This is a genomic window from Streptomyces sp. R41, from assembly GCF_041053055.1.
Classification (GTDB): domain Bacteria; phylum Actinomycetota; class Actinomycetes; order Streptomycetales; family Streptomycetaceae; genus Streptomyces.
Genome location: NZ_CP163443.1, coordinates 6,233,424 through 6,258,782, shown reverse-complemented (window position 1 = coordinate 6,258,782; position 25,359 = coordinate 6,233,424). Strand labels below are relative to the sequence as shown.

Sequence of the window (25,359 nt, the reverse complement as noted above, 5' to 3'; positions counted from 1 at the left end):
CCGCAAAGCTCCTGGCCGCTGTACGGGACCAGAGCCCGCGTGGTCGCCGTCTGATGGGGTTCTTCGGCTGCATGTACTACGCCGCGGCACTCCCGGCGGAAGTCATCGGGCTACGCCTCCAGGACCGCGACCTACCACGCCGCGGATGGGCATGCTGCGGCTCAGACAGACGCGGCCCCGGTCGGGCTCAGCGCGGACGGACAGCGGCGAAGCACACGACAAGCGGGGCTCAAGCATCGTTCGAGTGAGCCAGCCCGGCAGGTCCCGATCCCGCCCGAGCCGGTCGCCCTGCTGCGGTGGCACGTCACCGCGTACGGCACGGCCTCTGACGGCCGACTGTTTCAGACTCGGCGCGGTGGGCTGATCCAAGACACCGGTTATGGCGAAGTCTGGGCCGAAGCCCGATCTCGGGCCCTGGCACCCGCGCCGCAGGCGTCCCCGCTGGCCAAGCGTCCGTATGGCCAGCGTCACGCGGCAGTCTCCAGGTGGCTCAGTTCAGGCGTGGAACCTCAGGCCGTGGCCAAGCGCGCCGGCCACAGCGTCGGCGTCCTCTTCCGGGTGTACGCCAAGTTCCTCAGCGACGGAGACGAGGCCGCGAACGCCAAGATCTCCGCTCGGTTGGGACAGCGCGGGTGACGGGCTGAAAATCCCGTTCACGCCCCGTCCACACATCGAGACGGAGCGTTCGAACGCGAGACGTAGCGAGACAGCCGGTGGCTCGCGGCAGCGCATGACAAAGGGCCCGTGACCTGCGTAGAGGACAGGTCACGGGCCCTTTGCTCCCGTGTGGCGGCGCCAGGATTCGAACCTGGGAAGGCTGAGCCGGCAGATTTACAGCGGGCCGGTTCTAGCCGGTCTGACCAGGCAGTTCGATGGCCAACGCATATCTCGGGGGACGCCTGGGGGACTCCTCCGTCTTAGGAGTGTCGGCCACCGCTCGGCCGTGTGAGGCTGTCGAGCAGTCCCCCGGTGGCCAGGGTGTTGGGGTGGTCCTCACCCAGCACCCGCCGCCGGCCCAGAGTGTCCCGGGCGACATGTCCAGCCGCGGGGCACGAGATCAGCCAGTCCCGGCCAGCCAGCTTCACCGTCCACTAACTTCGGGTCGGGCTCGGCAAAGATCGAGGCTAGAGGGCCACCCAGTTTGTGCAGCCCCAGAGTTCTTCGTCCCCTTCCATGGTCGCCACCTCGACGGTGAGCTTCTTAAGAGAGCCGTAAGCGTCGGAGGCGGACGTGTCAAATATAATAGAGGTGCCGTTGCCTCCATAATTGTGATGCCAAGGCCAGTAGTGGCTGGTGCTCCCGTTGGATGAAATGAGGCGGATGGCGACGTGGTGACCGTCCGCTTTCGTGTCGTAGACATTCATGCCGTTGATGTCGACATGTGACGAGGTCCAGCTGGCGAAAGTGGCTCCACCCGAAGAGCCAGTGGTGCTGCAGGCGGAGACAGCAGTGGCGGCGTACGCGTTACCTATCGAAAATGCGGCTATTACCGATGTTGCGACTATTCCAACTATGGAAAAGCGCGCTATATTCCTATTCACGGAATCGACGGTACTTCTTCACCGAACATCCTAGAAGCACAATCCAGGACGTGCGATGTGCCCCATTTGCTCCAAATGTCGCATTTATTGGACCAATGGAGTCTGTTTAGGTCGATCTGATCTTGGCTCGATATGGTCGTTGGCCTCGATCTTTCGTGACGGTCAGTCGTCGCTTCTGGCGGGCCGTTTCGGCTGTTCGGGCCGGTCGTAGGACGATCTGGACTTGTACCTCGCTCGCGGAACTGGCTGATGCCGGTCTCATCGAGGCCGGAGCGCACCAGAGGGAGCAGTTCTTCACCGTGTGGCAGACCCGGGCTTTCACCGCCCTCGCGGTGCGGTGCGGTGTCGTGCTTCCTGCACGCGCTCCAGGACGCGCAGCGGGTCGAGACGGGTAAGCGGAAGCGGATCGTTCACATGTTCGAGTCTAGGTGGAATCGGACCCTCGACGCCCGTCGCTAGCCCAGGGCAATGCCCCTCCCCCACCCTCACCGTTCGGCATGCCGGATGACCGCAAGCTGTTCCATCTGTTCAAGGTGGTACGCCACGGAGGACAGGCTCGACAGGCCGACGCTCCGGCCAATCTCCCGGATCGTGGGAGCCTCTCCGCGCTCGGCGATCACTTCCCGGATGCACTTCAGGATGCGTTCTTCTCGCTCCGTGAGGTGATCTCCCCTGATGTTCACGCCTACCCCTCCGCTCTGGCCTGTCGCCGCAGTTCCACTCTGGCAGCGGACGCCCTGCCGGCCGTCGTGTCCCAGAACGGGTGTGAGGCGAGCCGGGAAGACAGCTCCTGCAAGCGACGGCACAGCGCGGTGGTGCTGAGTGGCCTTCTGGCCAGCGCTTCGTAGGCGCGGATCCAGTCGCGCGGAGTCTCGATCAGATCGGCCGGGAACGTCATGTGCGCCATAGCCCAAATTCAGGCATGTGTTCGAGTTTCTATACGTGCTGCGCGCGGGTGGAGTGCACCGTCTCCGTTCCGTGGCGACGTCACGCGGCCGCATGACGGACCCTGACTGTCTGTCCGGGTCGCGTCCCAACTGGCCTCTCACACTCAGATCACCAGCAGGCTGGGGAAGGCTATCTGTCCCGGTCGGCGCCCTGCTCTGTACGGTGAAGCAGGCCCCTTCGATCAGGAGGCAGCACGCAATGCGTGGTCTTGGAGATCACCTCAGCATCGGCGAACGAATCGCGTTCTACCGGAAGCGCCGCGGCTACACGCAAGAGGTCCTGGCTGGACTGGTCGGCCGTAGCACTGACTGGCTGGCGAAGATCGAGACTGGCCGCAGGAAGCCGCCGCGTATCGACATGCTCGCGGAACTGTCGCGCATCCTGCGTGTGCCTCTCGGTGACCTGTTGGGGCAGACCGTGCTCGTGGAGGACGAGAAGCAGCAGGACGACGTTCCGGCCGTACGCGACGCGCTCATGAGTCCGCGGCGACTCTCGCGCCTGCTCTTTGGCCCTGAAGCGGAGACTCAGCTCCCGACGCCCGCCCCTGTGGCCGTACGTGTGGAGCACGCGTGGAACGACTACCAGGCAGGGCGACTCGGCAGCGTCATCGCCGCTCTTCCTGCGCTCCTCCAGACTGCACAGGAGCTGGAGGAGCGAGCCGCCCGCCGCGGCGATGACCGTAGCGACTGCTGGGCGGTGTCGGCTCGTACGCACCATCTGGCAGCAACGACACTGGCGAAGATCGGCGAGTCGGACATCTCGTGGCTTGCTGCCGAACGCGCGATGCGGGCCGCTGACGAGTCCGACGATCCTCTCGTGCTGGCGTCGGCTGCACGGTCCGGCACGCACGCACTGTTGGCCAACGGGCGCTATGACGACGCCCTGGAGGTGGGCAACACGGCCGCCGCGTGGTTGTCGTCCCAGGTGGGCGACAATGACCCCGCAGCGCTCAGCCTGCTTGGGATGATCCACCTGCGGGCCGCCGTTGCCGCAGCGCGTCACCAGGACCGTCCTACCGCAACGGGCCTATTGGACCGAGCCGAAGAACTCGCGGATGACCTCGGGTCGGACGAGAACTACTGGCAGACCGGCTTTGGGCCCACGAACGTCCTGCTTCACCGCCTGTCCGTTGAGCTGGACCTCGACAACGTGTCGTACGTGGTGGAGCACGGGCGGATCAACGTCGACCACATGCCGCAGGAGCGGAGCGTGTCGCACCGAATCGACTTCGCGCGCGCCCTGTCCCTCGCCGGACAAGGCGACGAGGCGTTCGCCGAGCTGCGAACTGCTGAGCGCACGTCGCCGCAGCTCGTACGCAACAATCCGAGGGTGCGCGAGACGCTGAGGGACCTGATCAAACAGTCACCCGTCACCGGCGCCTCGCGTTCGTCCGATGTGTTCGTGATGGCTCAACGGTGCAGGGCGGTGCAGTGAGTTCAGGCAAGCGTGGTGTGCTCGGGGTCGTCGGGTCCGCTGCAGGAGGAGTGGAAGTCCTGCGCACCGGTCTGGTTGAGCCCGCCATGGACCGTGGATGGCAAGTGGCCGTGACGCTGACGCCGACCGCGGGTCAGTGGCTGCGGCTGAGCGGCGAGGTTGAGCGGCTGGAGAAGCTGACCGGTCTTCCCGTGCGTGATGAGCCGCGATTGCCCGGCGACGTCCGCCCGCATCCCCCGGTTGACTGCTACGTGGTCGCCCCCGCGTCGGCGAACATGGTGGCCAAGCTTGCGACGGGCCTGATGGACAACCAGGCACTGACGCAAGTGGGCGAAGCCATCGGCACCCTCGATCTGCCCGTCGTCGTCTTCCCGCGGGTGAACGCGGCGCACGCTCGTCACCCGGCATGGCAGCGCCACATCGAGACTCTCCGGGCGGGAGGCGTGCACATCGTCTACGGCCCGGACGTGTGGCCACTGTACGAACCGCGGGAAGCGCCGGCAGGGCGCGAACTCCCCTGGGAAGCGGTGTTGGACGCAGTGGACGAAGTCACTCGATGACGAGTCGTCAACCCTTCTGATCTGCAAGGAAAGAGGACCCGGACAGTCTGTCCGGGTCCTCTGCCGTTCGCGGCCACATGCTCATTGGCATGTCAGGGATCAATGAGCGAAGCGGCGAGCTGGAAGGCATGACTCCTGCTGAACTCGCTTTGATCAAAGCGAGTTTGAGCGAGGCGCGCGTCAAGGTCGAGCGACTGCTGAGGCGTGCGGACGATCTCACGGCGATGGTGGAGTCTCGTTGCCCACCAGCCGCTCAAGCCGATCCAGACGCTCACCGAGCGAGTGGAGGGCGTCGTGAATCGTGCTGAGCTCTGCCGCCAAGGCAGTGAACGCCGGACTACTACCCGGCTCGGTGCCGAGGGGCACGGAAGGGTCGCGGACGAACGTCCCACGGCCCTGCTGAGTGAGAACCAACCCCTCATCGCGGAGCTGACCGAACGCACTCTGAACGGTCATGAGCTGCACGCCGAGCTCCTTGGCGAGCTTGCGGGCTGCCGGGAGCTGGTCGCCCGGGGCGTACTCCCGGTCGGGGCCCGTGATCTTCTCGCGGTACTCCGCCGCGATCTCCTTGGCCGTGGGCATCTGCTTGGGCGCTTCGGGGCTCTGGTCCATGGCTTCGAGAGTAGCTGGACCTAGGTCAATCTCTGGCTCCTCAGCGCACCCTCTTGACAGACAGATTGACCTAGGTCAATCTGAAATACAGCAGCGCGGCGGGCCCAGAGGGGCTTCACCGTCTGTGTTCGCAACTGGCTTGACCTGCAAGAAAGCGCCACATAACGGAGTTTCATCCGCGGTGGTGTACGACAACTCCACAGCGTGATCCACCGCAGATACGACGGCCGTGACGACTCCGGCCGAGGCGAGTGGAGACCAGTCGGTCACCTCCCGTCAGGGACACGCACCGACTCAAAAGAACGGATCTGCCCAAGGGCGAGTACGCCGCGCGAAGAGACCGAGATGCGATTCCTCGGAGGAGCGGGACTGAGGCACAGATCCATATCGCGCAGGACGGGCCGTCACTTCCCGCAAAAAGGTGTCCGGCGCGGCCCAGGCTCGCGCATTTGACCTAGATCGCCGCCGCACTCATGCGGCGGCCGGTTGCCTGATCCGCATCTCTCGCAGGTGCGGTGACGGGGAGCCGGGACAGTCCCGACTCTCATCCGAAGGGAGCCCTTATGGGCGGCATCTCTTACACCGATGACGGTGACGTCAACCTCGCTGGCGTCGACATGAGCGTCACGTCAGACAGCAAGACCCCCAGGCCCAAGGCCCCGAAGAACGGCTCTGCCGGTCGGGTCAACAACGGGGTGATCGGCAAGAACGTGACGGTCACCAACTCGGTCATGGGCTCCAACAACACCGTGGACAACCGCCGCCAGCACTGACGGCGGCACCAGACCACCACCTCACACGGCGCGCGCCCCCGGAGCGGCAACTCCGGGGGCGCTTTCGGGCCGTACCACCTTCGAGAGGAACACGACCCATGCAGCACATCGTCACTGTTCAAGAGGCTGTTACCGCGTTCGCCGACTGGATCGAACCGACGGATGCGGAGCTGGACGCGATCGAACGCGAGATGCCCGTCATCACGGCGGACATCGACCTGCTGGACGCACAGATCATCACCCTGGACCGCACGCCCACCGAGCTGGACGCCCGCCGCATCCGCCGGGCCCACCGCCGGGTGCTGACCGCCCGACGCGAGCTGGCCAACCGCGCCACCACCACGGCGGGCGGTGCCGCGTGAGGGCCAAGACCGTTTTTCCCGCCGTCGCGATGACGGCGGTGTCCATGGTGCTCACTCTGGCTGTGGTCGTGATGTGGCTGGGCACGGCGATGCCGTGGCCTGTCGCCTTGGTCGTCGGTCTCGGGATCGACGGCGGATGGCTGGCCACTCTCGCCTACGAACGCCGCCTCGCCGCACAGGGCGACCACAACCGCGCTGTGACCGGTGTCGGCTGGTCCTTCGGCCTGATCGCGGCCGGCGTCCTCGTGGCGCACGCGCTCACCGCTGAAGAGTCCACCGGCGCCTGGCTGGCCGTGGCCTGGCTGCCCATCGCGGCCAAAGCGCTGTGGCTGGTGCACGGCCTGTGGGAGCGCACCGCGCTCACCCCGAACGCGCTCGGAGCGATCCGCGGCATCCAGCAGGAAGCCCGCGACGAAGCCGCCGTGGCCCGCGCCCGGCTCCGGGCCGAAGCGGTCACGGAGGAGACCCGGTTGACGGCCGTGACGCAGGCCGGCGCCCGCGTCGCCCGCGTCCAGGCCAAGACCGCACAGACCCTCTCGCGGGCCTGGTCGACGCTGGAGACCGTGCGGGAGGGCGAGGACACCGGCAGGGCACTGACCAGCGTGACGAACCGCGTCACACCCGACGTCGCACCCCGGTGGCAACTGCCCGTCTGGGGCCCCATCGAGCCCGTGTTCACCCTGGACGCGGCGCCCGCGCTCACCGACGCGGCGCTTGACGCACTGGTCGACGAGATCCGGCACAGCGAAACCCCTGCCCTGTCCTACCGCGAGATGGCCACCCGCTTCCGCGCGGCCGGCCACTCCGCCTCCGAGGTCCGCCTCCGCGCGGCGTGGAAGCGCGTGGCGTGATGGCGGCGCTGCCGGTGTTCCGGTGGCGCCTCGCCCCGGACGGCTATGCCACCCGCCGTCAGCTCCGGGCGCGCGGTCTGCGCCCCGGCGGTCAACAGGTGGCCGCTCAGCTCGAACGGCCGCGCCGCCGCCGTGGGCCGCTGGTCGCCTACCTCTACCGGGTCGACCTCGCCCAACCTGTCCGGCCCATGACGGCGGCGAAGTGGGCGGCGCTGGCCAAGGCCAACGCTGCCCGCCGCACCTGCCCCGCCTGCCGTCGCGATGCGGGTTACGTCATCCCGGCCTCGCTCGGGTCTTGCGCGCCCTGCGCCTTCCCCGACGACCAGCGCGCCGCATGAACACCCCGACCTCTCCGAGGAGTTCCGCTGTGACCAGCACCGATGCTGTTCCCCGCACCATCAGTTACGCGTGGCATGCCTGGGTGACCGTGCCCGGCCAGGGCCGCGCGTTCGCCCACGGCACCATCACCGTCCCGCTCGACTACTGCTGGAGTCGCGTCCAGCGGGAGGTTGGCGCCTGGCTCGGTGAGCAGGGCACGACGGGCCGGCTCGCCGACATCCACCTCATCCTCGCCCCGCAGGCCTGACGGAGGGATTGACCATGGGCAAGCCCGACACCCGCCGTCTGGACCGCGGGATCCGTGAGGCGAACCGCAAGCTCGAAGCGGTCCGGGAGCGTGAGATGTGGCCGCTCAGCGGTCCCGAGCGGCGGGCGATCGTCCGCGCCCTGGCCACCGGCACGATCAAGGTCGCCCGGGGCAACAGCACCGCACGCGCCGACCGGAAGGTGGAGACGGCGTGGAGTGCGGCCGAGACCCGGCTCATCGCGGAGATCACCGCGCTCCAGGTGGAACGGCAGCGGGTCGTGAACGAGGCCGCCGCCGCCAAGGCCGCCAAGAAGTCCTCCGGGTGGTGGTGACCGTGGCGCCGGCGGAGCCTCGTTGCCCCGCTGCTCACCCCGAGGACCCGACCCCCTGTAGCGGACCGGTGGCGGTGACGGTGCTGGATGCCTTCAATGCCGGGGCCGATGGGTGCGAGCACCACGCCGCCCGATTGCTGGCTTCTCTCGACGGCGGGCGCGTCTACGCCCTGCCCGATGCCCCGGCGGGCGCCGCCATCCGCACCTTCACCGCTGCCGACGGCATCCGCCCGTTCTGCTGGTTCGACGGCCCGCGCACCGGCCCGTCCCAGCTCAGCCGGGCGGAGAACCGCGCCCGGCACAGCCGCTGATCAGCGCAATCCCTCGCCCGCACCGCTGCCGGGCGGGGGTGGCCTCCCCTTCACCTTCACCCCGGACACGGGGCAGTCAGGAGTGTCTCCAACCATGAGCGAGAACGTCGTTCACCTGCACAAGAACACCGAACCGTCTGCCGAGCCGGCCACCGTGACCACGCTGACCGTGGTCCCCGACCCGGCACCGACCGCGTCCGTGCCGCTGTGGGTGCGCTCGGGTCGGGCGGTCAAGACCGTGGTCACGCACGAGACCACCAAGACGACTGCTCGCGCGGTTGCCCGCCACACCCTCTACGTGGCCGGCGGTGCGAAGATCGCAGCCAAGCGGACGTGGGACGGACGGACCGCCTCCCGCTACGAGCGGATGTTCCGCGCGGCGGAAGCCGCGGGGAACTACGAGGTGGCTGCCGAGTGGGAGGAGCGCGGGCAACACTTCCGCGAGGCACGCCACCGCCGCCGCATGGACCTCCTGCACTCCCCGATCGATGCCGCCAAGGGAGTTGCTGTCAGCACCGGCATGGGCATCGCATCGCTGGTCGCCCTCGGAGTCGTCATGGCCATCGCGACGAAGGACGTCACGGACGTCGTCACCCCGCTGATGGCGACGGTGGACTTCATCAACCTGCTCATCACCATCGTTCAAGTGGTGTGGGGTCCGGCCCTCATGATCGGCCCGTTCCTCGCCCTGCTCGCCCTGTGGGCCATCGGCCGGCACCAGCAGGCCGCACCGGCATGGGCCCTGCCCGACAACGTCCGCAACAGCGAGGGCGAGCCGATCACACCGTCGATCGTGGTCAAGGCCCTGCGCGACCTCGGGGTGCCCGCGCTGCGGAACGCGATCAAGGAGATGGGTGACGCCGGCGCGTCGATGCTGGGCCCGATCCGGATCGCGGGATGCGGTGTGGAGGTCGACGTCACGCTCCCGTCCGGGGTGTCCACGATCGAGGTGCAGAACCGGCGCCGCAAGCTCGCGGAGAACCTCACCCGGCACGAGCACGAAGTGTTCATCACCATCCCGCAGGCGGCCCGCACCGTCCGACTGTGGGTCGCCGACTCCGGGGCGCTGGACGAGCCGATCGGCCCGTCCCCGCTCACCACCGACGACACCCTGACCGCCGACTACGCCAAGGGCCGCGCCCCCTGGGGAGAGGACCTGCGGGGCGACGCGGCGGCCCTGAGTCTGTATCAGCGCCACCTCCTGATCACGGGTCTGTCCAACCAGGGCAAGACCGCCGCCCTGCGGGCGTTGGCGCTGTGGCTGGCGCTGGACCGGTCGGTGCAGTTCCTCATGGGCGACCTGAAGGGCGCCGGCGACTGGCGGATGTTCGACGGACTGGCCACGACACTCATCGAGGGCCCGACGGACGAGCACGTCATGCAGGTGACCGAGATGGCCGAAGGTGCCGTGGACGAGATGAACCGGCGTCTCCAGGCCCCGCCCGGCACGGTGTTCCCGCCGCTGATCGTGCTGGTCGACGAGGCGCAGGTCGCGTTCATGTGCCCGGCCAAGGACGAGGACAAGCGGCCCTACGGCGGGTCCAAGGCCAACTCCCGGTACTTCATGGCCGTCCGGAAGATCCACAACCAGGGGCGTGCGGTCAACGTCCTGATGTGGCAGGGCACTCAGGACCCGACGAACGAGAACCTGCCCAAGCTGGTCCGCGAGGGCGCCCACACCCGCGCCTCCCTCGCCCTCGGCACCGAGTCACAGGCGCGCATGGCGCTCGGGGACAAGGCCGTCGACGGCGGCGCCGCGCCGAACCTGCTGCGGCCCGGTCTCGACAAGGGCACGGTCGTCGTCGCGTCCGACGGCATCGACATTCCCGCCGGACAGGCCTCCATCACCGTGCGCACGCACTACATCGACACCGAAGAGGCCTACGCCATCGCCGACCGGGCCAAGGCCCTGCGGGACGGGGTCACCACCCTGCACGTCATCGAGCGGGGCGAGGAGCGCGACCCGCTCGCCGACATCGCCGCCGCCCTCGGAGACAAGCCGCGCCTGCTCACCGGCGACGTCCTCAAGCGGCTCGCCGCCCTCAACGAGGACGCCTACGGCGGCTGGACGAACGGCGACCTCAAGCGGGTCATGGAGGCGGAAGGCGAGGAGCCGAAGAAATCGCACGGACGCATGGTCGTCCACAAGGACCACGTCCTCCGGGCCATCGTCAACCGCGACGCCCACGGTTCCGCTTCTGCCGGCGAATAGGGGGAGCGAAGCCTCCCTCACATCGGGGAGGCGGGGAGAACTCCCCAACCGCCTCCCCGGACCGCCTCCCCCGCGTTGATCAGCGAAAACACCGCTTCAGGGAGGCGGGGAGGCCCGCAGGTCAGACCCCCGAAGACCCCCTCCACAGCCATCCCCAAGAGGGTGGCTCCGCCTCCCCGACCGTGCACCGGAAGGGATTCCGCATGTACCCCGCACACCCCACCAACAGCGGCCCCGTGACCGCCGTGGAAGTCCACCGCCCCACCCCGATCACCCCCGCCGTCGTGACGCCGGCGCCGCTCGCGCCCATGCAGCCCGGCAGCGTCCCAGCCGTGGCGAGCGTGGTCCTTCCGGACGGACGGGTCGTCACCGGCTACGCCATAAACCCCGCCCAGCCCGAACCGCTCGCCGTCAAGCCGCCCGTCTCCCGCGCGGCGGTGAACATCGCCCTCGGAGGCATCGGGTTCGGCGCGGTGTGCGGTGGTCTGGTCCTGCTCACCACGTTCATCGCGGCCCTGGCCGCGTTCGTCCACCAGCTCATCATCCTCGCCGCCGTCATCTTCGGCGGCTGGATCGCCATCCAGATCTTCAGCGCAAGCGACCACAGCGGCGGAACCACGGTCAACATCCGCAAGGCCGTGATCAAGCGCAACCACTTCCACGGCTGACGAGCAACTACCGGGGACCCAGTTCCTCATCCAGCACCTGCGGCCAGTCCTCATGACCCAACTCTCCAGCCATGAGCAGATCACGCCAGTCTGCCCGTGCCAGGCGGACCGCCGAACGAAACCGGTCGACGTCTCCAGCAGCGATCAACACAGCCGCAGCCATGAGCCGCTCAGAGCTCTGCCGCGAGTCTTCGAGTTCGACCGCCAGCACACGCAGGCCACCAACAACTCCCCGCGCAACGTCGGCATCCGGAAAGTCACGCCGGATTCTCTCCTGCAGACGCGCACTGATCAGGTCCCCGGCCACGACATCCCCTTTGCCTCATCCGGCAGCAGACAGGGCGGCCCGCTTCTCGCCAAAGTCCCGGGCCGCCCTCGTCCACCAGCCCACTACAGACCTGTGGAGGTCTCCAGCATGACCCAACCCACCGACATTCGGCGAGCACCCGGCTTACAACAGCGTGCGCTGCCCGATCACCTGCGGACCGCACTGAACCTCGCGGCGGCCGGCGTTCCGCCCCTGCCGCTCCGGGCGGGGAAGGTGCCGTTCGGGAACTGCCGCGCCTGCGCCAACGGCGCCTGCGGAGGCCGGCCGAACATGAGGAACGCGGGTCCCTGCCAGTGCCCCGCCCCCTGCCACGCGTGGGCCGCGGCCACTACCGACCCGCGCATCCTCGCCTCGCCCGCGTGGGCGCCGGCGTGGCGTCAGGCCGTGGCGGTCGCCTACCACCCCGGCGGGGCCGGGGTGACCGTGGTCGACCTCGACAACCCGGCAGCCATCGCATGGGCCCGCGAGAGCCTGCCCGCCACCCGGATCGTGCCGACCACGCGGGGCGAGCACTGGCTCTTCCGGGGCGCCATGCGCTCCGCCAACGCGGTCCGGCCCGGCGTGGACGTCAAGTCGTCCATGCAGTACGTCCGTTGGCTCGGACCTGGCACCGGCCGCATCACCGCCGTGCCGGACTCCGTCCGCGCGCTGGTCGTGAAGGAAGACACCACCCCCGCCCCGGGCAAGGTGGTCTCTTCCCACCTCGGACGCGCCACCTGGGATCACACGGTTGCGGCAGGATGCCGTCACACCGAGCGATACGTCCGCACCGGCCTCGACCGAGGCCTGACCCTCGTACAGAGCCGCACCGAATCCGGCGCCGGATCGCAGGCCTTCGGGGTGGCGCGGTTCGTCGCCGTCCAGCACGAACGCTGCCCCGGCCCCTGCGGGTTGACCGTGATCGGGGAAGAGATCGTGGCCGCCGCCGTCTCCGTCGGCGTCCCTGAGCCCTACGCCCGACGCGCTGTCGCCAACGGCCTCCAGACCGCCCAGGGGCCTGCAGCATGACCAAAGCATCCGATAAGCCCACCAACAGCCCTCAGGGCGCCGTACAGGGCCCGCCACAGCCCGCAGCGGGCGAACCGAAAGACGCCGCCCGTCAGGGCGTCATTTCTGCTCTTCCCCGTTCCAAGCGATTCCCCGCCGCCCAGGGACGCCACGACAGCGAGAACCCCACGCCGGATCAGCCCGGCATCCGCATCTACGCCCCGCCCGTCTACCGCTCCCACGACGACGGAGCCCGCTGGTCCAAACGGCACGGCGACACCCCGAACGCCACCTACGCCTGCACCTGCGGACAAACCCGCACCGCCCGCGGATCCCACGCCGTGGCCACCCTGATCGCCGACTACGACGCCCACAAAAACGCCTGCACCGGCACACCCACCCCGCTCTCGGAAGGGAGGACCGCCGCATGACCGAGACCGAAGAACTACCCCCGCCCGCCAACCCCCTGGCCGTCGCCCGCCGGCTGCTGCCCGACTGGCAGACCGAGGACGGACGGCTCATGTGTCGGCGCTGGCGAGCGTCATGGATGCGCTGGAACGGCTCCTGCTGGCGCGAGGTGGACGAAGCGCAGATCCGCGCCGCCATGTACACCCGCCTCGAACACACCGTCTACCAGTCCCCTGGCAAGGACGGGCAGACCGAGGAACGCGACTGGGCACCCACCAAGCAGAAGATCGGCAACCTGCTCGACGCCCTCGGAGCCATCACCCTCCTGCCCACCGACACCGACACGCCCGCATGGATCGACGACCAGGGCGCCACCGGGCAGGACCAAGGCCCCATCGTCGCCTGCCAGAACGGGCTATTGCGGATCCGGGACCGTGCGCTGCTGCCGCACGGTCCCGAGTTCTTCAACCTCGTCTCCGTGCCGTTCGCCTACGACCCCGACGCGAGTGCGCCAACGTGGCAACGCTTTTTGGCGCAGGTCTGGCCCGACGACCCCGACGCCGTCAACGCGCTTCAAGAATGGTTCGGCTACATCCTCTCCGGGCGCACCGACCAGCAGAAGATCCTGCTCATCGTCGGCCCCTCCCGCTCCGGTAAGGGCACCATCGCCCGCGTGCTGAAAGAGCTGGTTGGAAAGGAGAACCTGGCCGGGCCGACCCTTGCCGGCCTCGGTACGAACTTCGGTCTGTCCACGCTGGTCGGCAAGCCCCTCGCAGTCATCTCGGACGCCCGGCTTTCCGGCAACGACAACAGCCAGGTTGTGGAGCGGCTGTTGACGATCTCCGGTGACGACACGATCGACATTGACCGCAAGTACCGCGAACCGTGGACGGGCAAACTGCCCTCGCGGCTGATGATTCTTTCCAACGAGTTGCCGCACTTCGGTGACTCATCCGGGGTCATTGCCAAACGGTTCGTGCTGCTCAACATGCGGGTGTCGTGGCTTGGCAAGGAAGACACCACCCTCACCGACCGCCTCACCGCAGAGATGCCCGGCATCCTCAACTGGGCACTGGAAGGACTCGCCCGTCTCCAGCGCACCGGGCGGATCACCGAGCCGCCCTCCAGCCGCGAAGCGGTCACCACCATGCAGGACACCGCCTCACCCACCAGCGCATTCATCCGCGAACGCTGCACCACCGGACCGGCATGCAGCGTGCCCGTCGATGCGCTGTGGGCGGTCTGGCGGGAGTGGGCCGAGGACAACGGCGTCCGCCCCGGCACGAAGCAGGTGTTCGGCCGCAACCTGCTGTCCGTCGTCCCGCAACTCAACCGCACCCGACCCCGCGACCCGTACGGTCGGCAGGTGGTCACCTACAACGGGATCACCCTCGCCCAGTGCGAAACACATTTGCCTGAGTCGCGACTCATCGCGTCTCAAGACCCCTCTGAGTGCCGCTGAGTGCCGATGAGTCGCGACTCAGAGGAATGTCACTCGAACTCTCCCACCCCCAGAACGCCCCTTCCCGAAGGAGTGCAATGGCCCGCCCCCAGAAGCTCAAGCTCCCCGAAGTCCTCGCAGAGATCAAGATGAGCCGCGCCGCCTTCTACCGCATGCGCGCTCGCGGCCAGGCCCCCCGCCTCCAGAAGCTCCCCAACGGCCAACTCCGCGTCAGCCGCGCCGACCTGGACGCGTGGTGGGAACGCTGCGAAGAGCGCGCCGCAGCCTGAGCAAACCTCGTGAATCAACCAAGGGCTCGCCAACCGGCGGGCCCTTTTCAATGGGAGACCCGTGGCACTCACCTACGACGTACGCCTGTACTCGCTCGAAGTACGCAGGGACCGACCGAAGCCCTACCGATTGCGCTGGTTGGTCGGGGAGCGCAAGCACTCCAAGAGCTACCAACTCAAGGCACAGGCGGACGGCAGGCGCTCCGAGCTGATGTCCGCCGTGCGGCGGGGCGAGCAATTCGACGAAGAGACGGGCCTCCCCGTCTCCGAACTCCGCGCGAAACAGGGCGCAGTGACCTGGTACGAGCACACCCGCGCGTACATCGACCGGAAGTGGACCGCGGCGCCCGCGAAGTCACGGAGGAACTACGCGGACGCGTTGGCCACCATCACGCCTGCTCTTGTCAGGACCCGAGCAGGCATGCCCGAGACCCGCCTCCTGCGGCAGGCCCTGTACGGGTGGGCCTACAACCGGAACCGCTGGACCGAGGAGCCACCGGAGGACGTTGACCGCGCGCTCCGCTGGATGGCCAAGAACTCGGTATCCATCGGCGCCCTGGAAGATCCCGCAACCGTCCGGCTCGCGCTCGATGCCTTGGCGTTGAAGCTCGATGGCAAAGCGGCTGCGGCCCGCACAGTAAAGCGCAAGCGAGCCTGCCTGAGTGACGTCCTCGGGTTTGCCGTGGAAGAGCAGTACTTCGTGACACCGGTCAACCCGCTCACCACTGTGAAGTGGACCGCCCCGAAGTCGGCGGAAGAGGTCGACCCTGAAAGCGTCGCCAACCCGCGGCAGGTTCGGGCACTCCTTGCCGGGGTGCGCGCTCAGGGGGCTCGCGGTGAGCATCTTGAGGCATTCTTCGGGTGCCTCTACTACGCCGCGATGCGACCGGCCGAGGCCGCAGCGCTCCTTGCGACGCAGTGCGACTTGCCGGAGAAGGGCTGGGGCACGCTGACCCTGCGGCAGGGCGTGGTGCGGGCCGGCCGGAGCTGGACGGATGACGGGACGGCGCACCAGGCCCGGCACCTGAAGGCCAGGGCTGAGAAGGACTCGCGACCGGTGCCGATCCCTCCCCACTTCGTCCGGCAGCTCCGGCAGCACATTGCCACCCAAGGCACGGCGCCCGACGGACGGCTGTTTCGGACCAGCCGCGGGGGCCTGCTGCAAGAAACCGGCTACGGGGAGGTCTGGGCAAAGGCTCGGGAAAAAGTGCTCACAGAGGCGGAGGCCGCATCTCTGATCGCGCGGCGGCCCTACGACCTGCGTCACGCCGGAGTCTCGTTCTGGCTCAGCTCAGGCGTGGACCCCATGGAGTGCGCCCGGCGAGCAGGCCACACGATCGCCGTGCTGTTCAGGGTGTACGCGAAGGTGCTCGCCCAAACGCAGGAGCGAGCCAACCGCCGGATAGACGTCGCCCTGCGCGAGTGGAACGAGCCGGAGTGACCGCCCGTCCGTCCCCCGGGGGACGCCTGGGGGACACAGGCTGATCAGGAGTGGGATCCGGGCGAGACCGGGTGAGACAAGTCACCCTTTTTCGATTCCAGCGGAAAGATCGTGTTCGATAACAAAGAGACCCCCTCCGATCTACGTTTCCGCAGATCGGAGGGGGTCTACCTTCGTGTGGCGGCGCCAGGATTCGAACCTGGGAAGGCTGAGCCGGCAGATTTACAGTCTGCTCCCTTTGGCCGCTCGGGCACACCGCCGGGGTTGCTGCCTTGAGACCCGCTTTTTGGCGGTGCTCGCTGGCAACGACGTAAACGATACCTGATGCCCGGGGGTGCTTCGCCACCCCATTGATCGGCGCTTGGAGGGGAGGGGGTGGCTAGGCTTATGCGGATGCGGCCCGGGACCGGTGGCGGGCTCGACGGCCGCCCCCATGCATCTCCATGCACCCCGATCCGCACCCCGATACAAGGAGCCACAGGACATGGCCGACTCCAGTTTCGACATCGTCTCGAAGGTCGAGCGGCAGGAGGTCGACAACGCCCTCAACCAGGCCGCCAAGGAGATCTCGCAGCGCTACGACTTCAAGAACGTCGGCGCCTCCATCTCCTGGTCCGGCGAGAAGATCCTGATGGAAGCGAACTCCGAGGAGCGGGTGAAGGCCATCCTCGATGTGTTCGAGACCAAGCTGATCAAGCGCGGCATCTCGCTGAAGGCGCTGGACGCCGGTGAGCCCCAGCTCTCCGGCAAGGAGTACAAGATCTTCGCGTCGATCGAGGAGGGCATCTCCCAGGAGAACGCGAAGAAGGTGGCGAAGATCATTCGCGACGAGGGCCCGAAGGGCGTGAAGGCGCAGGTCCAGGGCGACGAGCTGCGCGTCAGCTCGAAGAGCCGTGACGACCTGCAGGCCGTGCAGGCGCTGCTCAAGGGCAAGGACTTCGACTTCGCGCTGCAGTTCGTGAACTACCGGTAGCCGTCGGTTCGTTGCGCGTACGAGGAAGGGCGGGCACCCGGAGGTGCCCACCCTTCTCGCCTGCTGGCTGCGGCCTCGGGGTGCGCGCTCAACGGCGCGAGTCGCCGAACAGGATGCGGTAGAGGACGAGCAGGACGAGCGAGCCGCCGATCGCGGCCGCCCACGTGGCGCCGTCGTAGAACTGCTTGGTGATCGGGTGGTCGAGCCAGCGCGCGGAGATCCAGCCGCCTATGAAGGCCCCCGTGATGCCGATGAGGGTCGTGCCGATGAAACCGCCCGGGTCACGGCCCGGCAGCAGGAATTTGGCGATGGCTCCGGCCAACAGTCCCAGAATGATCCAGCTGATGATGCTCATGCCGTGAACCTGCCTCTCCGTGCTGTGCCTGCGCTGTGCTTCTGCTCCGGCCGGGCTGTGTCCATGCCTTCAAGTTCGAGCAGTCCGGCAAGTTCGAGCAGTCCGGCGGTCGTGCTGGTGTTCTTGTCTCGTTGCCGGGGAGGACGTCTCGTCGGCGCCGGTCGGTTGCAGCGATCAGTAGGGTGCGGCGCATGACACAGTCCGGTTCCGAGTTGCGGCGCACCCTGGGCGTCGGGGACGCCGTGGTCATCGGGCTCGGCTCGATGGTCGGTGCCGGCATCTTCGTGGCGCTGGGCCCCGCCGCGCGGGCAGCCGGGTCCGGGCTGCTGCTCGGGCTCGCGGTCGCCGCCGTGGTCGCCTACTGCAACGCAATGTCCTCAGCCCGGCTGGCAGCCCTGTACCCCGCTTCCGGCGGCACGTATGTCTACGGGCGCGAGCGGCTCGGAGCCTTCTGGGGGTACCTGGCGGGCTGGTCCTTCGTCGTCGGCAAGACTGCCTCCTGCGCGGCGATGGCGCTCACCGTGGGCGCGTATGTCTGGCCGGGGCAGGCGCACGCGGTGGCGGTCGCGGCCGTGGTGGTCCTGACCGCGGTGAACTACGGCGGCGTACAGAAGTCGGCCTGGCTGACGCGGGCGATCGTGGCGGTGGTCCTGGCGGTCCTCGCTTCCGTGGTGGTCGTGTGCCTCGGCTCGGGCGCCTCCGACGCCGGACGGCTGGACATCGGTGTCTCCGCCGGCGCGGGCGGGGTGCTTCAGGCGGCCGGGCTGCTGTTCTTCGCGTTCGCCGGATACGCGCGGATCGCGACGCTCGGTGAGGAGGTACGGGATCCGGCGCGCACCATCCCCCGCGCGATCCCCTTGGCCCTGGGCATCACGCTCGTGGTGTACGCGGCGGTGTCGGTGGCTGTCCTTTCCGTGCTCGGGTCGGGTGGGCTCGGGCATGCCGCAGCGCCGCTGGCCGACGCGGTGCGGGCGGCCGGTGTGCCGGGGCTCGTGCCATTGGTGCGGGTGGGCGCCGCGGTGGCCGCGCTCGGCTCACTCCTCGCCCTGATCCTGGGCGTCTCGCGGACGACGCTGGCCATGGCCCGCGACGGTCATCTGCCGGGCGGCCTGGCCGCCGTACATCCGCGCTTCCACGTGCCGCACCGGGCGGAGCTGGCCGTGGGTGTGGTGGTCGCGGCGCTGGCCGCGACGGTGGACGTGCGGGGCGCGATCGGGTTCTCCTCCTTCGGGGTACTGGCGTACTACGCGGTGGCCAACGCGTCGGCCTGGACGCTGAGTTCGGTTCCGGCAACGCGGGTTGGGCCGGTGGTGGGACTCGTCGGGTGCGTGACGCTGGCGTTCGCGCTGCCGGGGGTTTCCGTGGTCGTGGGCACGGCGGTGCTGGCGGTGGGTGCTATGGCGTATGGCGTACGGCGGTGGGTGGCTGCGCGGTAGCCGCCGACGGCGGGTGGGGCGTGCCGCCGTTTGCGGCGACCACGGGGACGGGGACGGCGCATGCCACCGCTTGCGGCGACCACGAGGTCGGGGCGAGCCACCGTCGGCGCCCGACGCTGGCGCCCGCTCCTGCGCCCTCGCACCGCCCTCGCGGCAGGACGGGTGGGCTAGGACGCCTGTGCCGCCGCCGTGCGTATGCGGAAGTCGGCCCAAGGGGCCATGTCCGTACCATCGTTGGACTCCTCATACCAGCCCGTGCCGTCGAGCCAGGCGTGCAGCCAGGTCGCGAGGTCGGGTGCGTCCACGTACCAGGCGTGGTCGGCCTCGTCGGCGTTGGGCTCGAAGAGCAGGACCGGGCCCTCGGGGTTCTGGCAGTCCACGCACGCGTACATTCCGCAGCCCCAGTGGGATATCGGCAGGACACCCTCCGGCCAGGGCCAGTCGGGGTCCTTGCGGCCGCTCTCACGGTTGGCGAGATACTGCGGAACGACCGCCGGTTCACCTGACGGGGGGCCGTCGAGCAGGGGCAACAGGCCGTATTCCGGACCGAATCCGCCGTCCCCTATACGCAGGTAGAGCGCGGCGAGCAGGGGCGGCAGGGCGAAGCCCAGGGCGGCCTCGGCGCGGGAGAGCGCGGCAGCGTCCACGGGCTCGGGGAGCGAAGGCCAGCCCCACGGGCGGGTGTTGCGGGCGCCTGAAGCGACCCGTGCCAGCAACTGCTCGATTTCGGTCATGGGTTCATGATGCAGCGCACCACTGACAATCGGGCGGCCTGTGGACAACCCTCAAGCCAGACGGACGTCGACGCGCTTTTCGGCGAAGAAGGCGAGCAGCTCTTCGAAGGTCAGCGGGCGGTAGCCGGTGTGGGGGGTGACGCCGAGGCAGGCGCGGGCGACGTCCGCGTCGTGCCAGAGCAGCGTGAACGGCGGCTCGGCACCCCAGCGGCCGCGCAGGCAGTCGTTGAGGGCGTCGAGGCCCCAGCCGAAGTACCCGCCGGGACCGTTCACCGCTTCGCCGAGCGCGCAGAAGAAGCCGCGCTCGTCGATGATGTGGCGGCCGTCGAGGTGGTACGTCATACCCGGGGGCTTGTCCGGCTCGCCGTGCATGCGGTTTTCCAGGGCCGTGCTGAGCCAGAAGTCACGGCCCTTGGGGCTGCACCGCGCCCAGAGATTGGGCTCGGAGGGGCGCCCCTCCCACCACAGGTCCCAGACCTCCGAGGCCGCGGTCGGTGGACGCTCCGACCAGGGTTCGACGGTCAGGTCGATCAGGCCGCGGCCGCGCGCGGAGGGGATCCACGCGGTGAGTTCGCCCTCCACGGCCGACTGGACGGTACGGCCGTGCGTGTCGAGGCGCAGCACCTTCGCGTGCCCCAGGTCCTCTTCGCCCGCGTTCAGAGCCCTCTGGAGGGCTCCGCGAGGCAAGCAGCCCAGCAGTCGCAGCGGTGGCTGCTCCATGGGGTCGGGTCGCTGTTCGTACCGGACGTGCGCCAAGTCCTTGCAGGTGCCCCACGGGGCTTCCTCGGCGCCGAGCAGCCGGTAGCCCGGGGAGAGCGGCGGGCACTGCGGATAGTCGGACCCGTTGTCCTCGGACTCGGACGCCTCGACGGTGATGTCGCGGAGCGACAGGTCACGCGCGCACGGGCGGTCGCCGAGGACGCGTACGTCCTCCAAGTGCCACAGCCACACGCCGACGCGCTCGCCCTTCTTGTCGAGGGTCTCCAGCGCGAGGGAGCCGAGCGGCGCCGAGCCCTCGGCACGCGCGCGTGCGAGAGCGGTACTCAACTCGCCCTCCGGCACGCATCCGAGCAGTTCGTACGTCCCGCGCGCGGGAGGGGGCGGATCGCCGAAGAGGCCCTCGGCGTCCGCGCACGTGGCCCATGTCTCCTCGTACCCGTCCTCGCCGCTGAACTCGGCCTCGGCGTCGTACGAGAGCAGCACGTACCTCGGCAGCTCCACCCCCGGCCCACCTCCTAGCGCGACGCGAACGGCTCGTCCGTGCGCACGATTTCGCGGCCCAGGGGGAGCAGCGAGACCGGGATGAGCTTGAAGTTGGCGATGCCGAACGGGATGCCGATGATCGTGATGCACAGGGCGATGCCGGTGACGATGTGGGCGAGGGCGAGCCACCAGCCCGCGAGGATCAGCCACAGGACGTTGCCGATGCAGGACGGCGCGCCCGCGTCGCGGCGCTCCACCGTCGTATAGCCGAAGGGCCACAGGGCGTAGATGCCGATGCGGAAGGCGGCGATGCCGAACGGGATGCCGATGATGGTGATGCACAGCAGCACACCCGCGGCCAGATACCCGAGGAACAGCCAGAAGCCGCTCAGGACGAGCCAAATGACGTTCAGAATTGTCTTCACTGGTGGCGACCTGCCATCTGCTCGAGCCGGGTGATGCGCTCCGCCATCGGCGGATGCGTAGAGAACATCTTCGACATTCCCTGTCCGGGGCGGAAGGGGTTCGCGATCATCATGTGGCTTGCGGTCTCGATGCGTGGCTCCGGGGGGAGCGGCAGCTGCTTGGTGCCCGCGTCGAGCTTGCGCAGCGCGCTGGCGAGGGCAAGGGGGTCGCCGGTGAGCTGGGCGCCGGACGCGTCCGCCTCGTACTCCCTGGAGCGGCTGATCGCGAGCTGGATGAGGGATGCGGCGAGCGGTCCCAGGATCATGATCAGCAGAAAGCCGAAGATGCCGGGGCCCTCGTCGTCATTCGAGCGGCCGACCGGGATCAGCCAGGCGAAGTTGACCAGGAACATGATCACGGAGGCGAGAGCGCCGGCGACCGACGAGATCAGGATGTCGCGGTTGTAGACATGGCTGAGCTCGTGGCCGATGACGCCGCGCAGCTCGCGCTCGTCCAGGATGCGCAGGATGCCTTCGGTGCAGCACACGGCCGCGTTGCGCGGGTTACGGCCCGTCGCGAACGCGTTCGGGGCCTCCGTCGGAGAGATGTACAGGCGCGGCATGGGCTGGCGGGACTGGGTGGAGAGGTCGCGGACCATGCGGTACAGGGCCGGGGCCTCGAATTCGCTCACCGGGCGCGCGCGCATCGCGCGTAGAGCCAGTTTGTCGCTGTTCCAGTACGCGTACGCGTTCGTCCCGATCGCGATGAAAAGTGCGACGACGAGGCCGGTACGCCCGAAGAAGCTGCCGATGACGATGATGAGTGCGGACAGTCCCCCGAGGAGTACGGCGGTCCTGAGCCCGTTGTGCCGGCGGTGCACGGTACGCCCTCCAAGTGGTGCGGCAGGGGAACCCTTTGCTTACTGATGCTCTGCTTCCACTCTTCAGTGGACCCTCCCGCACTGGTCAACGCCAGACGGGGAGCACTAGTTCCCTTGTGCGCGCGGTGGCGCGCGTGCGCCGTCCGGGTGATCGCGGACGCCACTTCACGCGCGCGTGGGCTACGAACCCACGCGCGCGTGCCCTGTGAATGTCAGAACAGGCCGGTGGCCGAGAAGCGCAGGACCAGCTGGGGTGCCCCGGAGAGGGCGATTCCCAGGACGGCCGTCAGGGCGATCGCCGCGGTGAGCGGAGCCGGCACGCGGTGCTTGCCTGGTTCGCCCTCGGGGGCGCGGAAGAGCAGCGTCGTCCACTGGAGGTAGTAGAAGAGCGCGATCACGACGTTGACGGCCATGACGACAGCCAGCCAGCCGAGGCCCGCGTCGACGGCCGCCGAGAACACGGTGACCTTGGCGAAGAGGCCGATGATGCCCGGCGGCAGGCCCGCGAGGCAGAGCAGGAAGAAGCCGAGGAGCAGCGCCGACAGGGGGCTCGAGGCGTACAGGCCCCGGTAGTCGCTGATGCGGTTCAGCGGGCTCCTGCGGGCGACGAGCGCGGCCACGGCGAAGGCGCCCAGGTTCACGGCGGCGTACATCAGGGCGTACGCCACGGTGGAGCCGATGGCCTTCTGTGCGTCCTTGGTGTAGCCGGCGGCCGCGATCGGCACCAGGAGGTATCCCGCCTGGCCGATGGAGGACCAGGCGAGCAGTCGTACCGCGCTGTACGCGCGCGTGGCCTGCTGCCGCAGGGCGCCGACGTTGCCGACCGTCATGGTGAGCGCGGCCAGGGCGGCCAGTGCCGGGCCCCAGACGTCCGCGTACGACGGGAGGGCGACGACGGTGACGAGGATCAGCCCGGAGAAGCCGACCGCCTTGCCGACGACCGACAGGTAGGCGGCGACCGGCAAAGGCGCCCCTACGTAAGTGTCGGGTACCCAGAAGTGGAAGGGCACGGCGGCCGTCTTGAAGGCGAAGCCGACGAGGGTGAGGACGACGCCCGTCTGGGCGAGCGTGTGGAACTGTCCGTCGACGTGCTGGATCTTGTCCGCGATCTGGGTGAGGTAGAGGGTGCCTGTCGTGGCGTAGACGAAGCTGACGCCCATGAGGCTCACGGCGGTCGCGGTGACGGAGGACAGGAAGAACTTCAGGGCGGCTTCGGAGGACTTCCTGTCGCCGCGCTTGATGCCGACGAGCGCGAAGGCGGGCAGGGAGGCGACTTCCAGGGCGACGATGAGGGTCGCGAGGTCGCGGGAGGCGGGCAGCAGGGCGGCGCCCGCGGCCGAGGAGAGCAGCAGGAACCAGAACTCCCCTTCGGGGAGGTGCTTGCCGGCGTCCTTCAGGGCCGTGACCGACAGCAGGGCCGCCAGGAGGGCGCCGCCGAGAACCAGGAACTGGATCACGAGGGTGAACCGGTCCGCCGTGTAGCTGCAGACGTTCGCGTCGCCCGTCAGACAGAAGGTGGCGCGGTCGCCGTCCAGGATGGGCAGCAGCATCAGCGCGGACGCGGCGAGGCCGGCCACCGACACCCAGCCGAGCACCGCCTTCTTCGCCTCGCCGATGAAGAGGTCGGCGACGAGCACGACGAGTCCGACGACCGCGGCGAGGGTGGGCGGCGCGATCGCGAGCCAGTCGACGGACTGGACCAGGGAGCTCATCGGGTGCCTCCTGCGAGGAGCTGCTGTACGGCCGGATCGGTCAGACCGAGGAGGGCCTTGGGCCACAGGCCCGCGAGGACGGTGAGGGCGACGAGCGGCGTCCAGGCCGCGAACTCGTAGCTCTGGACATCGGCGAGCTTCGGGCTGCCCTGCTGCGGGGTCGCGCCCATGCAGACGCGGCGTACGACGACGAGCATGTACGCGGCGGTGAGCAGAGTGCCGAAGGCGGCGATCGACATGAACGTCAGATACGCGGGGCGGCTGAGGTCGTGGGCGGGGTTGAACGCGCCGAACAGCGCCAGCATTTCGCCCCAGAATCCGGCGAGGCCCGGCAGCCCGAGCGAGGCGACCGCTCCGAAGGCGAGCAGGCCGCCGAGGCGCGGGGCCTTGCCGTAGAGGGCGGCGCCGGACTCCTCGGCGAGGGTGTCGAGGTCGGTCGTGCCCGTGCGGTCCTTCAACGCCCCGACGAGGAAGAAGAGGAGGCCGGTGATGAGGCCGTGGGCGATGTTGGCGAACAGCGCGCCGTTCACGCCGGTCGGGGTCATCGTCGCGATGCCGAGCAGCACGAAGCCCATGTGTCCGACGGACGAATAGGCGATGAGCCGCTTGAGATCGCCCTTCGCGCCCTGCTTGGCGAGGGCCAGACAGGCCAGGGATCCGTAGATGATCCCGACCACGGCGAAGGCGGCGAGGTAGGGGGCGAAGGTGTGCATGCCATCCGGCGCGATGGGCAGCAGAATGCGGACGAAGCCGTACGTACCCATCTTCAGCAGCACACCGGCCAGCAGGACCGAGCCGACGGTGGGCGCCGCGGTGTGGGCGTCCGGCAGCCAGCTGTGCAACGGCCACATCGGCGTCTTGACCGCGAGTCCGATTCCGATCGCCAAAACGGCGATGACCTGCACGGATGTGGTCAGCCCGCGGCCGTTGTCAGTGGCGAGTGCCACCATGTCGAATGTGCCGGACTTGATTCCGATCAGGAGCAGGCCCAGCAGCATGACGACCGAACCGAGCAGTGTGTAGAGGATGAACTTCCAGGCAGCCGCCTGGCGTTCCGCACCGCCCCACCGGGCGATGAGGAAGTACATCGGGATGAGCACCATCTCGAACGCGAGGAAGAACAGCAGCAGATCGAGGACGGCGAAGGTCGCGAGGGTGCCGGACTCAAGGACGAGCAGCAGCGCGACGAACGCCTTCGGGGTCGGGCCCGCGGGCATCTTGAAGTAGGAGTACAGCGCGCAGAGGAAGGTCAGCAGCGCGGTCAGGACCAGAAGGGGGAGGGAAATGCCGTCGATGCCGAGGTGGATCCGCACGTCGAGTGCGGGAATCCAGCTGATGTCCGTCGTGGCCTGCATCTTCGACGGGTGGTCGTGGTCGAAGCCGAGCGCGAGGACGATCGCGGCGATGAGCACCGCGCCGGTGACCGTCACGCCGTGCCGCAGCACGGCCTGCTCGGGCGACTTCCCCTTCAGCCCGGGCGGGGCCGGGAGAAGAGCCGCGGCCGCCCCGATGAGCGGGCCGACGACGATGAATGCCAGAAGGATCTGCATCACGGATTCACTGATATCGATCACGC

At 68.7% G+C, this 25,359-nt stretch carries 30 protein-coding genes and 1 tRNA gene; 18 read left to right on the top strand and 13 right to left on the bottom strand.

Going from position 1 to position 25,359, the window contains the following annotated elements; all coding sequences use genetic code 11:
* Positions 1-1,124 precede the first annotated feature (1,124 nt).
* The 3 genes from AB5J53_RS28740 to AB5J53_RS28730 form a co-directional block, all read right to left on the bottom strand.
* A complete protein-coding gene (locus AB5J53_RS28740; protein WP_369248539.1) occupies positions 1,125-1,541 on the bottom strand; it encodes a hypothetical protein in 417 nt (138 codons plus the stop codon).
* Between the two features lie 485 nt (positions 1,542-2,026).
* Positions 2,027-2,224 carry a hypothetical protein gene (locus tag AB5J53_RS28735; protein WP_369248538.1) on the bottom strand — a complete coding sequence of 66 codons (198 nt, stop codon included), beginning with the start codon at positions 2,222-2,224 and terminating at the stop codon, positions 2,027-2,029.
* Between the two features lie 2 nt (positions 2,225-2,226).
* A complete protein-coding gene (locus tag AB5J53_RS28730; protein ID WP_369248537.1) occupies positions 2,227-2,448 on the bottom strand; it encodes a hypothetical protein in 222 nt (73 codons plus the stop codon).
* 239 nt (positions 2,449-2,687) lie between these two features.
* Between AB5J53_RS28730 and AB5J53_RS28725 the strand changes: the two genes are divergently transcribed.
* The gene (locus AB5J53_RS28725) at positions 2,688-3,923 is read left to right on the top strand and encodes a helix-turn-helix domain-containing protein (protein ID WP_369248068.1); all 1,236 of its coding nucleotides are present in this window, start codon (positions 2,688-2,690) and stop codon (positions 3,921-3,923) included.
* 50 nt (positions 3,924-3,973) lie between these two features.
* Positions 3,974-4,483, top strand: a complete 510-nt coding sequence (locus tag AB5J53_RS28720) for a flavoprotein (protein ID WP_369248069.1) — start codon at positions 3,974-3,976, stop codon at positions 4,481-4,483.
* 216 nt (positions 4,484-4,699) lie between these two features.
* Here the strand turns inward: AB5J53_RS28720 and AB5J53_RS28715 are convergent, their stop codons facing one another.
* A complete protein-coding gene (locus AB5J53_RS28715) occupies positions 4,700-5,095 on the bottom strand; it encodes a GntR family transcriptional regulator (RefSeq protein ID WP_369248070.1) in 396 nt (131 codons plus the stop codon).
* Positions 5,096-5,658: 563 nt separating this feature from the next.
* On the opposite strand from AB5J53_RS28715, the gene AB5J53_RS28710 reads away from it, so the two are divergent.
* The 9 genes from AB5J53_RS28710 (at position 5,659) to AB5J53_RS28670 (ending at position 11,190) form a co-directional block, all read left to right on the top strand.
* Positions 5,659-5,868: a hypothetical protein gene (locus AB5J53_RS28710; RefSeq protein ID WP_369248536.1), complete on the top strand. Its 210-nt coding sequence runs from the start codon at positions 5,659-5,661 to the stop codon at positions 5,866-5,868.
* A gap of 98 nt (positions 5,869-5,966) precedes the next feature.
* Positions 5,967-6,230 (top strand): DUF6284 family protein, encoded by a 264-nt coding sequence (locus AB5J53_RS28705; RefSeq protein WP_369248535.1) that lies wholly within the window; start codon positions 5,967-5,969, stop codon positions 6,228-6,230.
* Entirely contained in the window at positions 6,227-7,081 is an 855-nt protein-coding gene (locus tag AB5J53_RS28700) for a protein spdB (protein ID WP_369248534.1), read from the top strand. The genes AB5J53_RS28705 and AB5J53_RS28700 overlap by 4 nt, the downstream gene beginning before the upstream one ends.
* Entirely contained in the window at positions 7,081-7,419 is a 339-nt protein-coding gene (locus tag AB5J53_RS28695; protein WP_369252525.1) for an RRQRL motif-containing zinc-binding protein, read from the top strand. Before AB5J53_RS28700 ends, AB5J53_RS28695 begins: the two co-directional genes overlap by 1 nt.
* A gap of 29 nt (positions 7,420-7,448) precedes the next feature.
* On the top strand, positions 7,449-7,667 hold the full coding sequence (locus AB5J53_RS28690; protein ID WP_369248533.1) for a hypothetical protein: 219 nt from the start codon (positions 7,449-7,451) through the stop codon (positions 7,665-7,667).
* A gap of 14 nt (positions 7,668-7,681) precedes the next feature.
* On the top strand, positions 7,682-7,999 hold the full coding sequence (locus tag AB5J53_RS28685; protein WP_369248532.1) for a hypothetical protein: 318 nt from the start codon (positions 7,682-7,684) through the stop codon (positions 7,997-7,999).
* Positions 8,000-8,073: 74 nt separating this feature from the next.
* A complete protein-coding gene (locus tag AB5J53_RS28680) occupies positions 8,074-8,310 on the top strand; it encodes a hypothetical protein (RefSeq protein WP_369248531.1) in 237 nt (78 codons plus the stop codon).
* A 94-nt stretch (positions 8,311-8,404) separates the two neighbouring features.
* Positions 8,405-10,522 carry an ATP-binding protein gene (locus AB5J53_RS28675; RefSeq protein ID WP_369248530.1) on the top strand — a complete coding sequence of 706 codons (2,118 nt, stop codon included), beginning with the start codon at positions 8,405-8,407 and terminating at the stop codon, positions 10,520-10,522.
* 203 nt (positions 10,523-10,725) lie between these two features.
* Positions 10,726-11,190 (top strand): hypothetical protein, encoded by a 465-nt coding sequence (locus tag AB5J53_RS28670; RefSeq protein ID WP_369248529.1) that lies wholly within the window; start codon positions 10,726-10,728, stop codon positions 11,188-11,190.
* Positions 11,191-11,197: 7 nt separating this feature from the next.
* Here AB5J53_RS28670 and AB5J53_RS28665 read toward each other — a convergent pair whose 3' ends face one another.
* Positions 11,198-11,497 carry a hypothetical protein gene (locus AB5J53_RS28665; protein WP_369248528.1) on the bottom strand — a complete coding sequence of 100 codons (300 nt, stop codon included), beginning with the start codon at positions 11,495-11,497 and terminating at the stop codon, positions 11,198-11,200.
* Between the two features lie 108 nt (positions 11,498-11,605).
* Between AB5J53_RS28665 and AB5J53_RS28660 the strand changes: the two genes are divergently transcribed.
* From AB5J53_RS28660 to AB5J53_RS28640, 5 genes are all read left to right on the top strand, one after another.
* On the top strand, positions 11,606-12,526 hold the full coding sequence (locus AB5J53_RS28660; RefSeq protein ID WP_369248527.1) for a bifunctional DNA primase/polymerase: 921 nt from the start codon (positions 11,606-11,608) through the stop codon (positions 12,524-12,526).
* Positions 12,523-12,936, top strand: coding sequence for a hypothetical protein (locus AB5J53_RS28655; protein WP_369248526.1), 414 nt, complete (start codon positions 12,523-12,525; stop codon positions 12,934-12,936). Before AB5J53_RS28660 ends, AB5J53_RS28655 begins: the two co-directional genes overlap by 4 nt.
* Positions 12,933-14,375 (top strand): phage/plasmid primase, P4 family, encoded by a 1,443-nt coding sequence (locus AB5J53_RS28650; protein ID WP_369248525.1) that lies wholly within the window; start codon positions 12,933-12,935, stop codon positions 14,373-14,375. The genes AB5J53_RS28655 and AB5J53_RS28650 overlap by 4 nt, the downstream gene beginning before the upstream one ends.
* 77 nt (positions 14,376-14,452) lie before the next feature.
* Positions 14,453-14,644 carry a helix-turn-helix transcriptional regulator gene (locus AB5J53_RS28645; RefSeq protein ID WP_369248524.1) on the top strand — a complete coding sequence of 64 codons (192 nt, stop codon included), beginning with the start codon at positions 14,453-14,455 and terminating at the stop codon, positions 14,642-14,644.
* Positions 14,645-14,705: 61 nt separating this feature from the next.
* Positions 14,706-16,085 (top strand): site-specific integrase, encoded by a 1,380-nt coding sequence (locus tag AB5J53_RS28640; protein ID WP_369248523.1) that lies wholly within the window; start codon positions 14,706-14,708, stop codon positions 16,083-16,085.
* Positions 16,086-16,263: 178 nt separating this feature from the next.
* On the opposite strand, the gene AB5J53_RS28635 is transcribed toward AB5J53_RS28640, so the two are convergent.
* Positions 16,264-16,345 (bottom strand) — tRNA-Tyr (locus tag AB5J53_RS28635).
* Between the two features lie 224 nt (positions 16,346-16,569).
* Here AB5J53_RS28635 and AB5J53_RS28630 point away from each other — a divergent pair.
* On the top strand, positions 16,570-17,058 hold the full coding sequence (locus AB5J53_RS28630; RefSeq protein WP_028805132.1) for a YajQ family cyclic di-GMP-binding protein: 489 nt from the start codon (positions 16,570-16,572) through the stop codon (positions 17,056-17,058).
* An 88-nt stretch (positions 17,059-17,146) separates the two neighbouring features.
* On the opposite strand, the gene AB5J53_RS28625 is transcribed toward AB5J53_RS28630, so the two are convergent.
* Positions 17,147-17,413, bottom strand: coding sequence for a GlsB/YeaQ/YmgE family stress response membrane protein (locus AB5J53_RS28625; protein WP_189190376.1), 267 nt, complete (start codon positions 17,411-17,413; stop codon positions 17,147-17,149).
* Positions 17,414-17,604: 191 nt separating this feature from the next.
* On the opposite strand from AB5J53_RS28625, the gene AB5J53_RS28620 reads away from it, so the two are divergent.
* The gene (locus AB5J53_RS28620) at positions 17,605-18,849 is read left to right on the top strand and encodes an APC family permease (protein ID WP_369248522.1); all 1,245 of its coding nucleotides are present in this window, start codon (positions 17,605-17,607) and stop codon (positions 18,847-18,849) included.
* 167 nt (positions 18,850-19,016) lie between these two features.
* On the opposite strand, the gene AB5J53_RS28615 is transcribed toward AB5J53_RS28620, so the two are convergent.
* The 6 genes from AB5J53_RS28615 to AB5J53_RS28590 form a co-directional block, all read right to left on the bottom strand.
* On the bottom strand, positions 19,017-19,583 hold the full coding sequence (locus AB5J53_RS28615) for an SMI1/KNR4 family protein (RefSeq protein ID WP_369248521.1): 567 nt from the start codon (positions 19,581-19,583) through the stop codon (positions 19,017-19,019).
* 51 nt (positions 19,584-19,634) lie between these two features.
* Positions 19,635-20,804, bottom strand: coding sequence for a barstar family protein (locus AB5J53_RS28610; protein WP_369248520.1), 1,170 nt, complete (start codon positions 20,802-20,804; stop codon positions 19,635-19,637).
* A 14-nt stretch (positions 20,805-20,818) separates the two neighbouring features.
* A complete protein-coding gene (locus AB5J53_RS28605) occupies positions 20,819-21,211 on the bottom strand; it encodes a YccF domain-containing protein (protein ID WP_369248519.1) in 393 nt (130 codons plus the stop codon).
* Complete coding sequence (htpX, locus tag AB5J53_RS28600; protein WP_369248518.1) at positions 21,208-22,071, bottom strand: zinc metalloprotease HtpX; 864 nt, start codon at positions 22,069-22,071, stop codon at positions 21,208-21,210. Before htpX ends, AB5J53_RS28605 begins: the two co-directional genes overlap by 4 nt.
* 212 nt (positions 22,072-22,283) lie before the next feature.
* Positions 22,284-23,783, bottom strand: coding sequence for an NADH-quinone oxidoreductase subunit N (locus tag AB5J53_RS28595; protein WP_369248517.1), 1,500 nt, complete (start codon positions 23,781-23,783; stop codon positions 22,284-22,286).
* Positions 23,780-25,357 (bottom strand): NADH-quinone oxidoreductase subunit M, encoded by a 1,578-nt coding sequence (locus AB5J53_RS28590; RefSeq protein WP_369248516.1) that lies wholly within the window; start codon positions 25,355-25,357, stop codon positions 23,780-23,782. Before AB5J53_RS28590 ends, AB5J53_RS28595 begins: the two co-directional genes overlap by 4 nt.
* Positions 25,358-25,359 lie beyond the last annotated feature (2 nt).

What these genes read in the sequence shown, in the direction of transcription:
- AB5J53_RS28650 (WP_369248525.1), top strand. Translation starts at nt 12,933, where the DNA reads ATGACCGAGACCGAAGAACTACCCCCGCCCGCCAACCCCCTGGCCGTC.
- AB5J53_RS28615 (WP_369248521.1), bottom strand. Translation starts at nt 19,583, where the DNA reads ATGACCGAAATCGAGCAGTTGCTGGCACGGGTCGCTTCAGGCGCCCGC.
- AB5J53_RS28670 (WP_369248529.1), top strand. Translation starts at nt 10,726, where the DNA reads ATGTACCCCGCACACCCCACCAACAGCGGCCCCGTGACCGCCGTGGAA.
- AB5J53_RS28685 (WP_369248532.1), top strand. Translation starts at nt 7,682, where the DNA reads ATGGGCAAGCCCGACACCCGCCGTCTGGACCGCGGGATCCGTGAGGCG.
- AB5J53_RS28645 (WP_369248524.1), top strand. Translation starts at nt 14,453, where the DNA reads ATGGCCCGCCCCCAGAAGCTCAAGCTCCCCGAAGTCCTCGCAGAGATC.
- AB5J53_RS28715 (WP_369248070.1), bottom strand. Translation starts at nt 5,095, where the DNA reads ATGGACCAGAGCCCCGAAGCGCCCAAGCAGATGCCCACGGCCAAGGAG.
- AB5J53_RS28705 (WP_369248535.1), top strand. Translation starts at nt 5,967, where the DNA reads ATGCAGCACATCGTCACTGTTCAAGAGGCTGTTACCGCGTTCGCCGAC.
- AB5J53_RS28660 (WP_369248527.1), top strand. Translation starts at nt 11,606, where the DNA reads ATGACCCAACCCACCGACATTCGGCGAGCACCCGGCTTACAACAGCGT.
- AB5J53_RS28620 (WP_369248522.1), top strand. Translation starts at nt 17,605, where the DNA reads ATGACACAGTCCGGTTCCGAGTTGCGGCGCACCCTGGGCGTCGGGGAC.
- AB5J53_RS28710 (WP_369248536.1), top strand. Translation starts at nt 5,659, where the DNA reads ATGGGCGGCATCTCTTACACCGATGACGGTGACGTCAACCTCGCTGGC.
- AB5J53_RS28625 (WP_189190376.1), bottom strand. Translation starts at nt 17,413, where the DNA reads ATGAGCATCATCAGCTGGATCATTCTGGGACTGTTGGCCGGAGCCATC.
- AB5J53_RS28725 (WP_369248068.1), top strand. Translation starts at nt 2,688, where the DNA reads ATGCGTGGTCTTGGAGATCACCTCAGCATCGGCGAACGAATCGCGTTC.
- AB5J53_RS28630 (WP_028805132.1), top strand. Translation starts at nt 16,570, where the DNA reads ATGGCCGACTCCAGTTTCGACATCGTCTCGAAGGTCGAGCGGCAGGAG.
- AB5J53_RS28595 (WP_369248517.1), bottom strand. Translation starts at nt 23,783, where the DNA reads ATGAGCTCCCTGGTCCAGTCCGTCGACTGGCTCGCGATCGCGCCGCCC.
- AB5J53_RS28695 (WP_369252525.1), top strand. Translation starts at nt 7,081, where the DNA reads ATGGCGGCGCTGCCGGTGTTCCGGTGGCGCCTCGCCCCGGACGGCTAT.
- AB5J53_RS28675 (WP_369248530.1), top strand. Translation starts at nt 8,405, where the DNA reads ATGAGCGAGAACGTCGTTCACCTGCACAAGAACACCGAACCGTCTGCC.
- AB5J53_RS28730 (WP_369248537.1), bottom strand. Translation starts at nt 2,448, where the DNA reads ATGGCGCACATGACGTTCCCGGCCGATCTGATCGAGACTCCGCGCGAC.
- AB5J53_RS28655 (WP_369248526.1), top strand. Translation starts at nt 12,523, where the DNA reads ATGACCAAAGCATCCGATAAGCCCACCAACAGCCCTCAGGGCGCCGTA.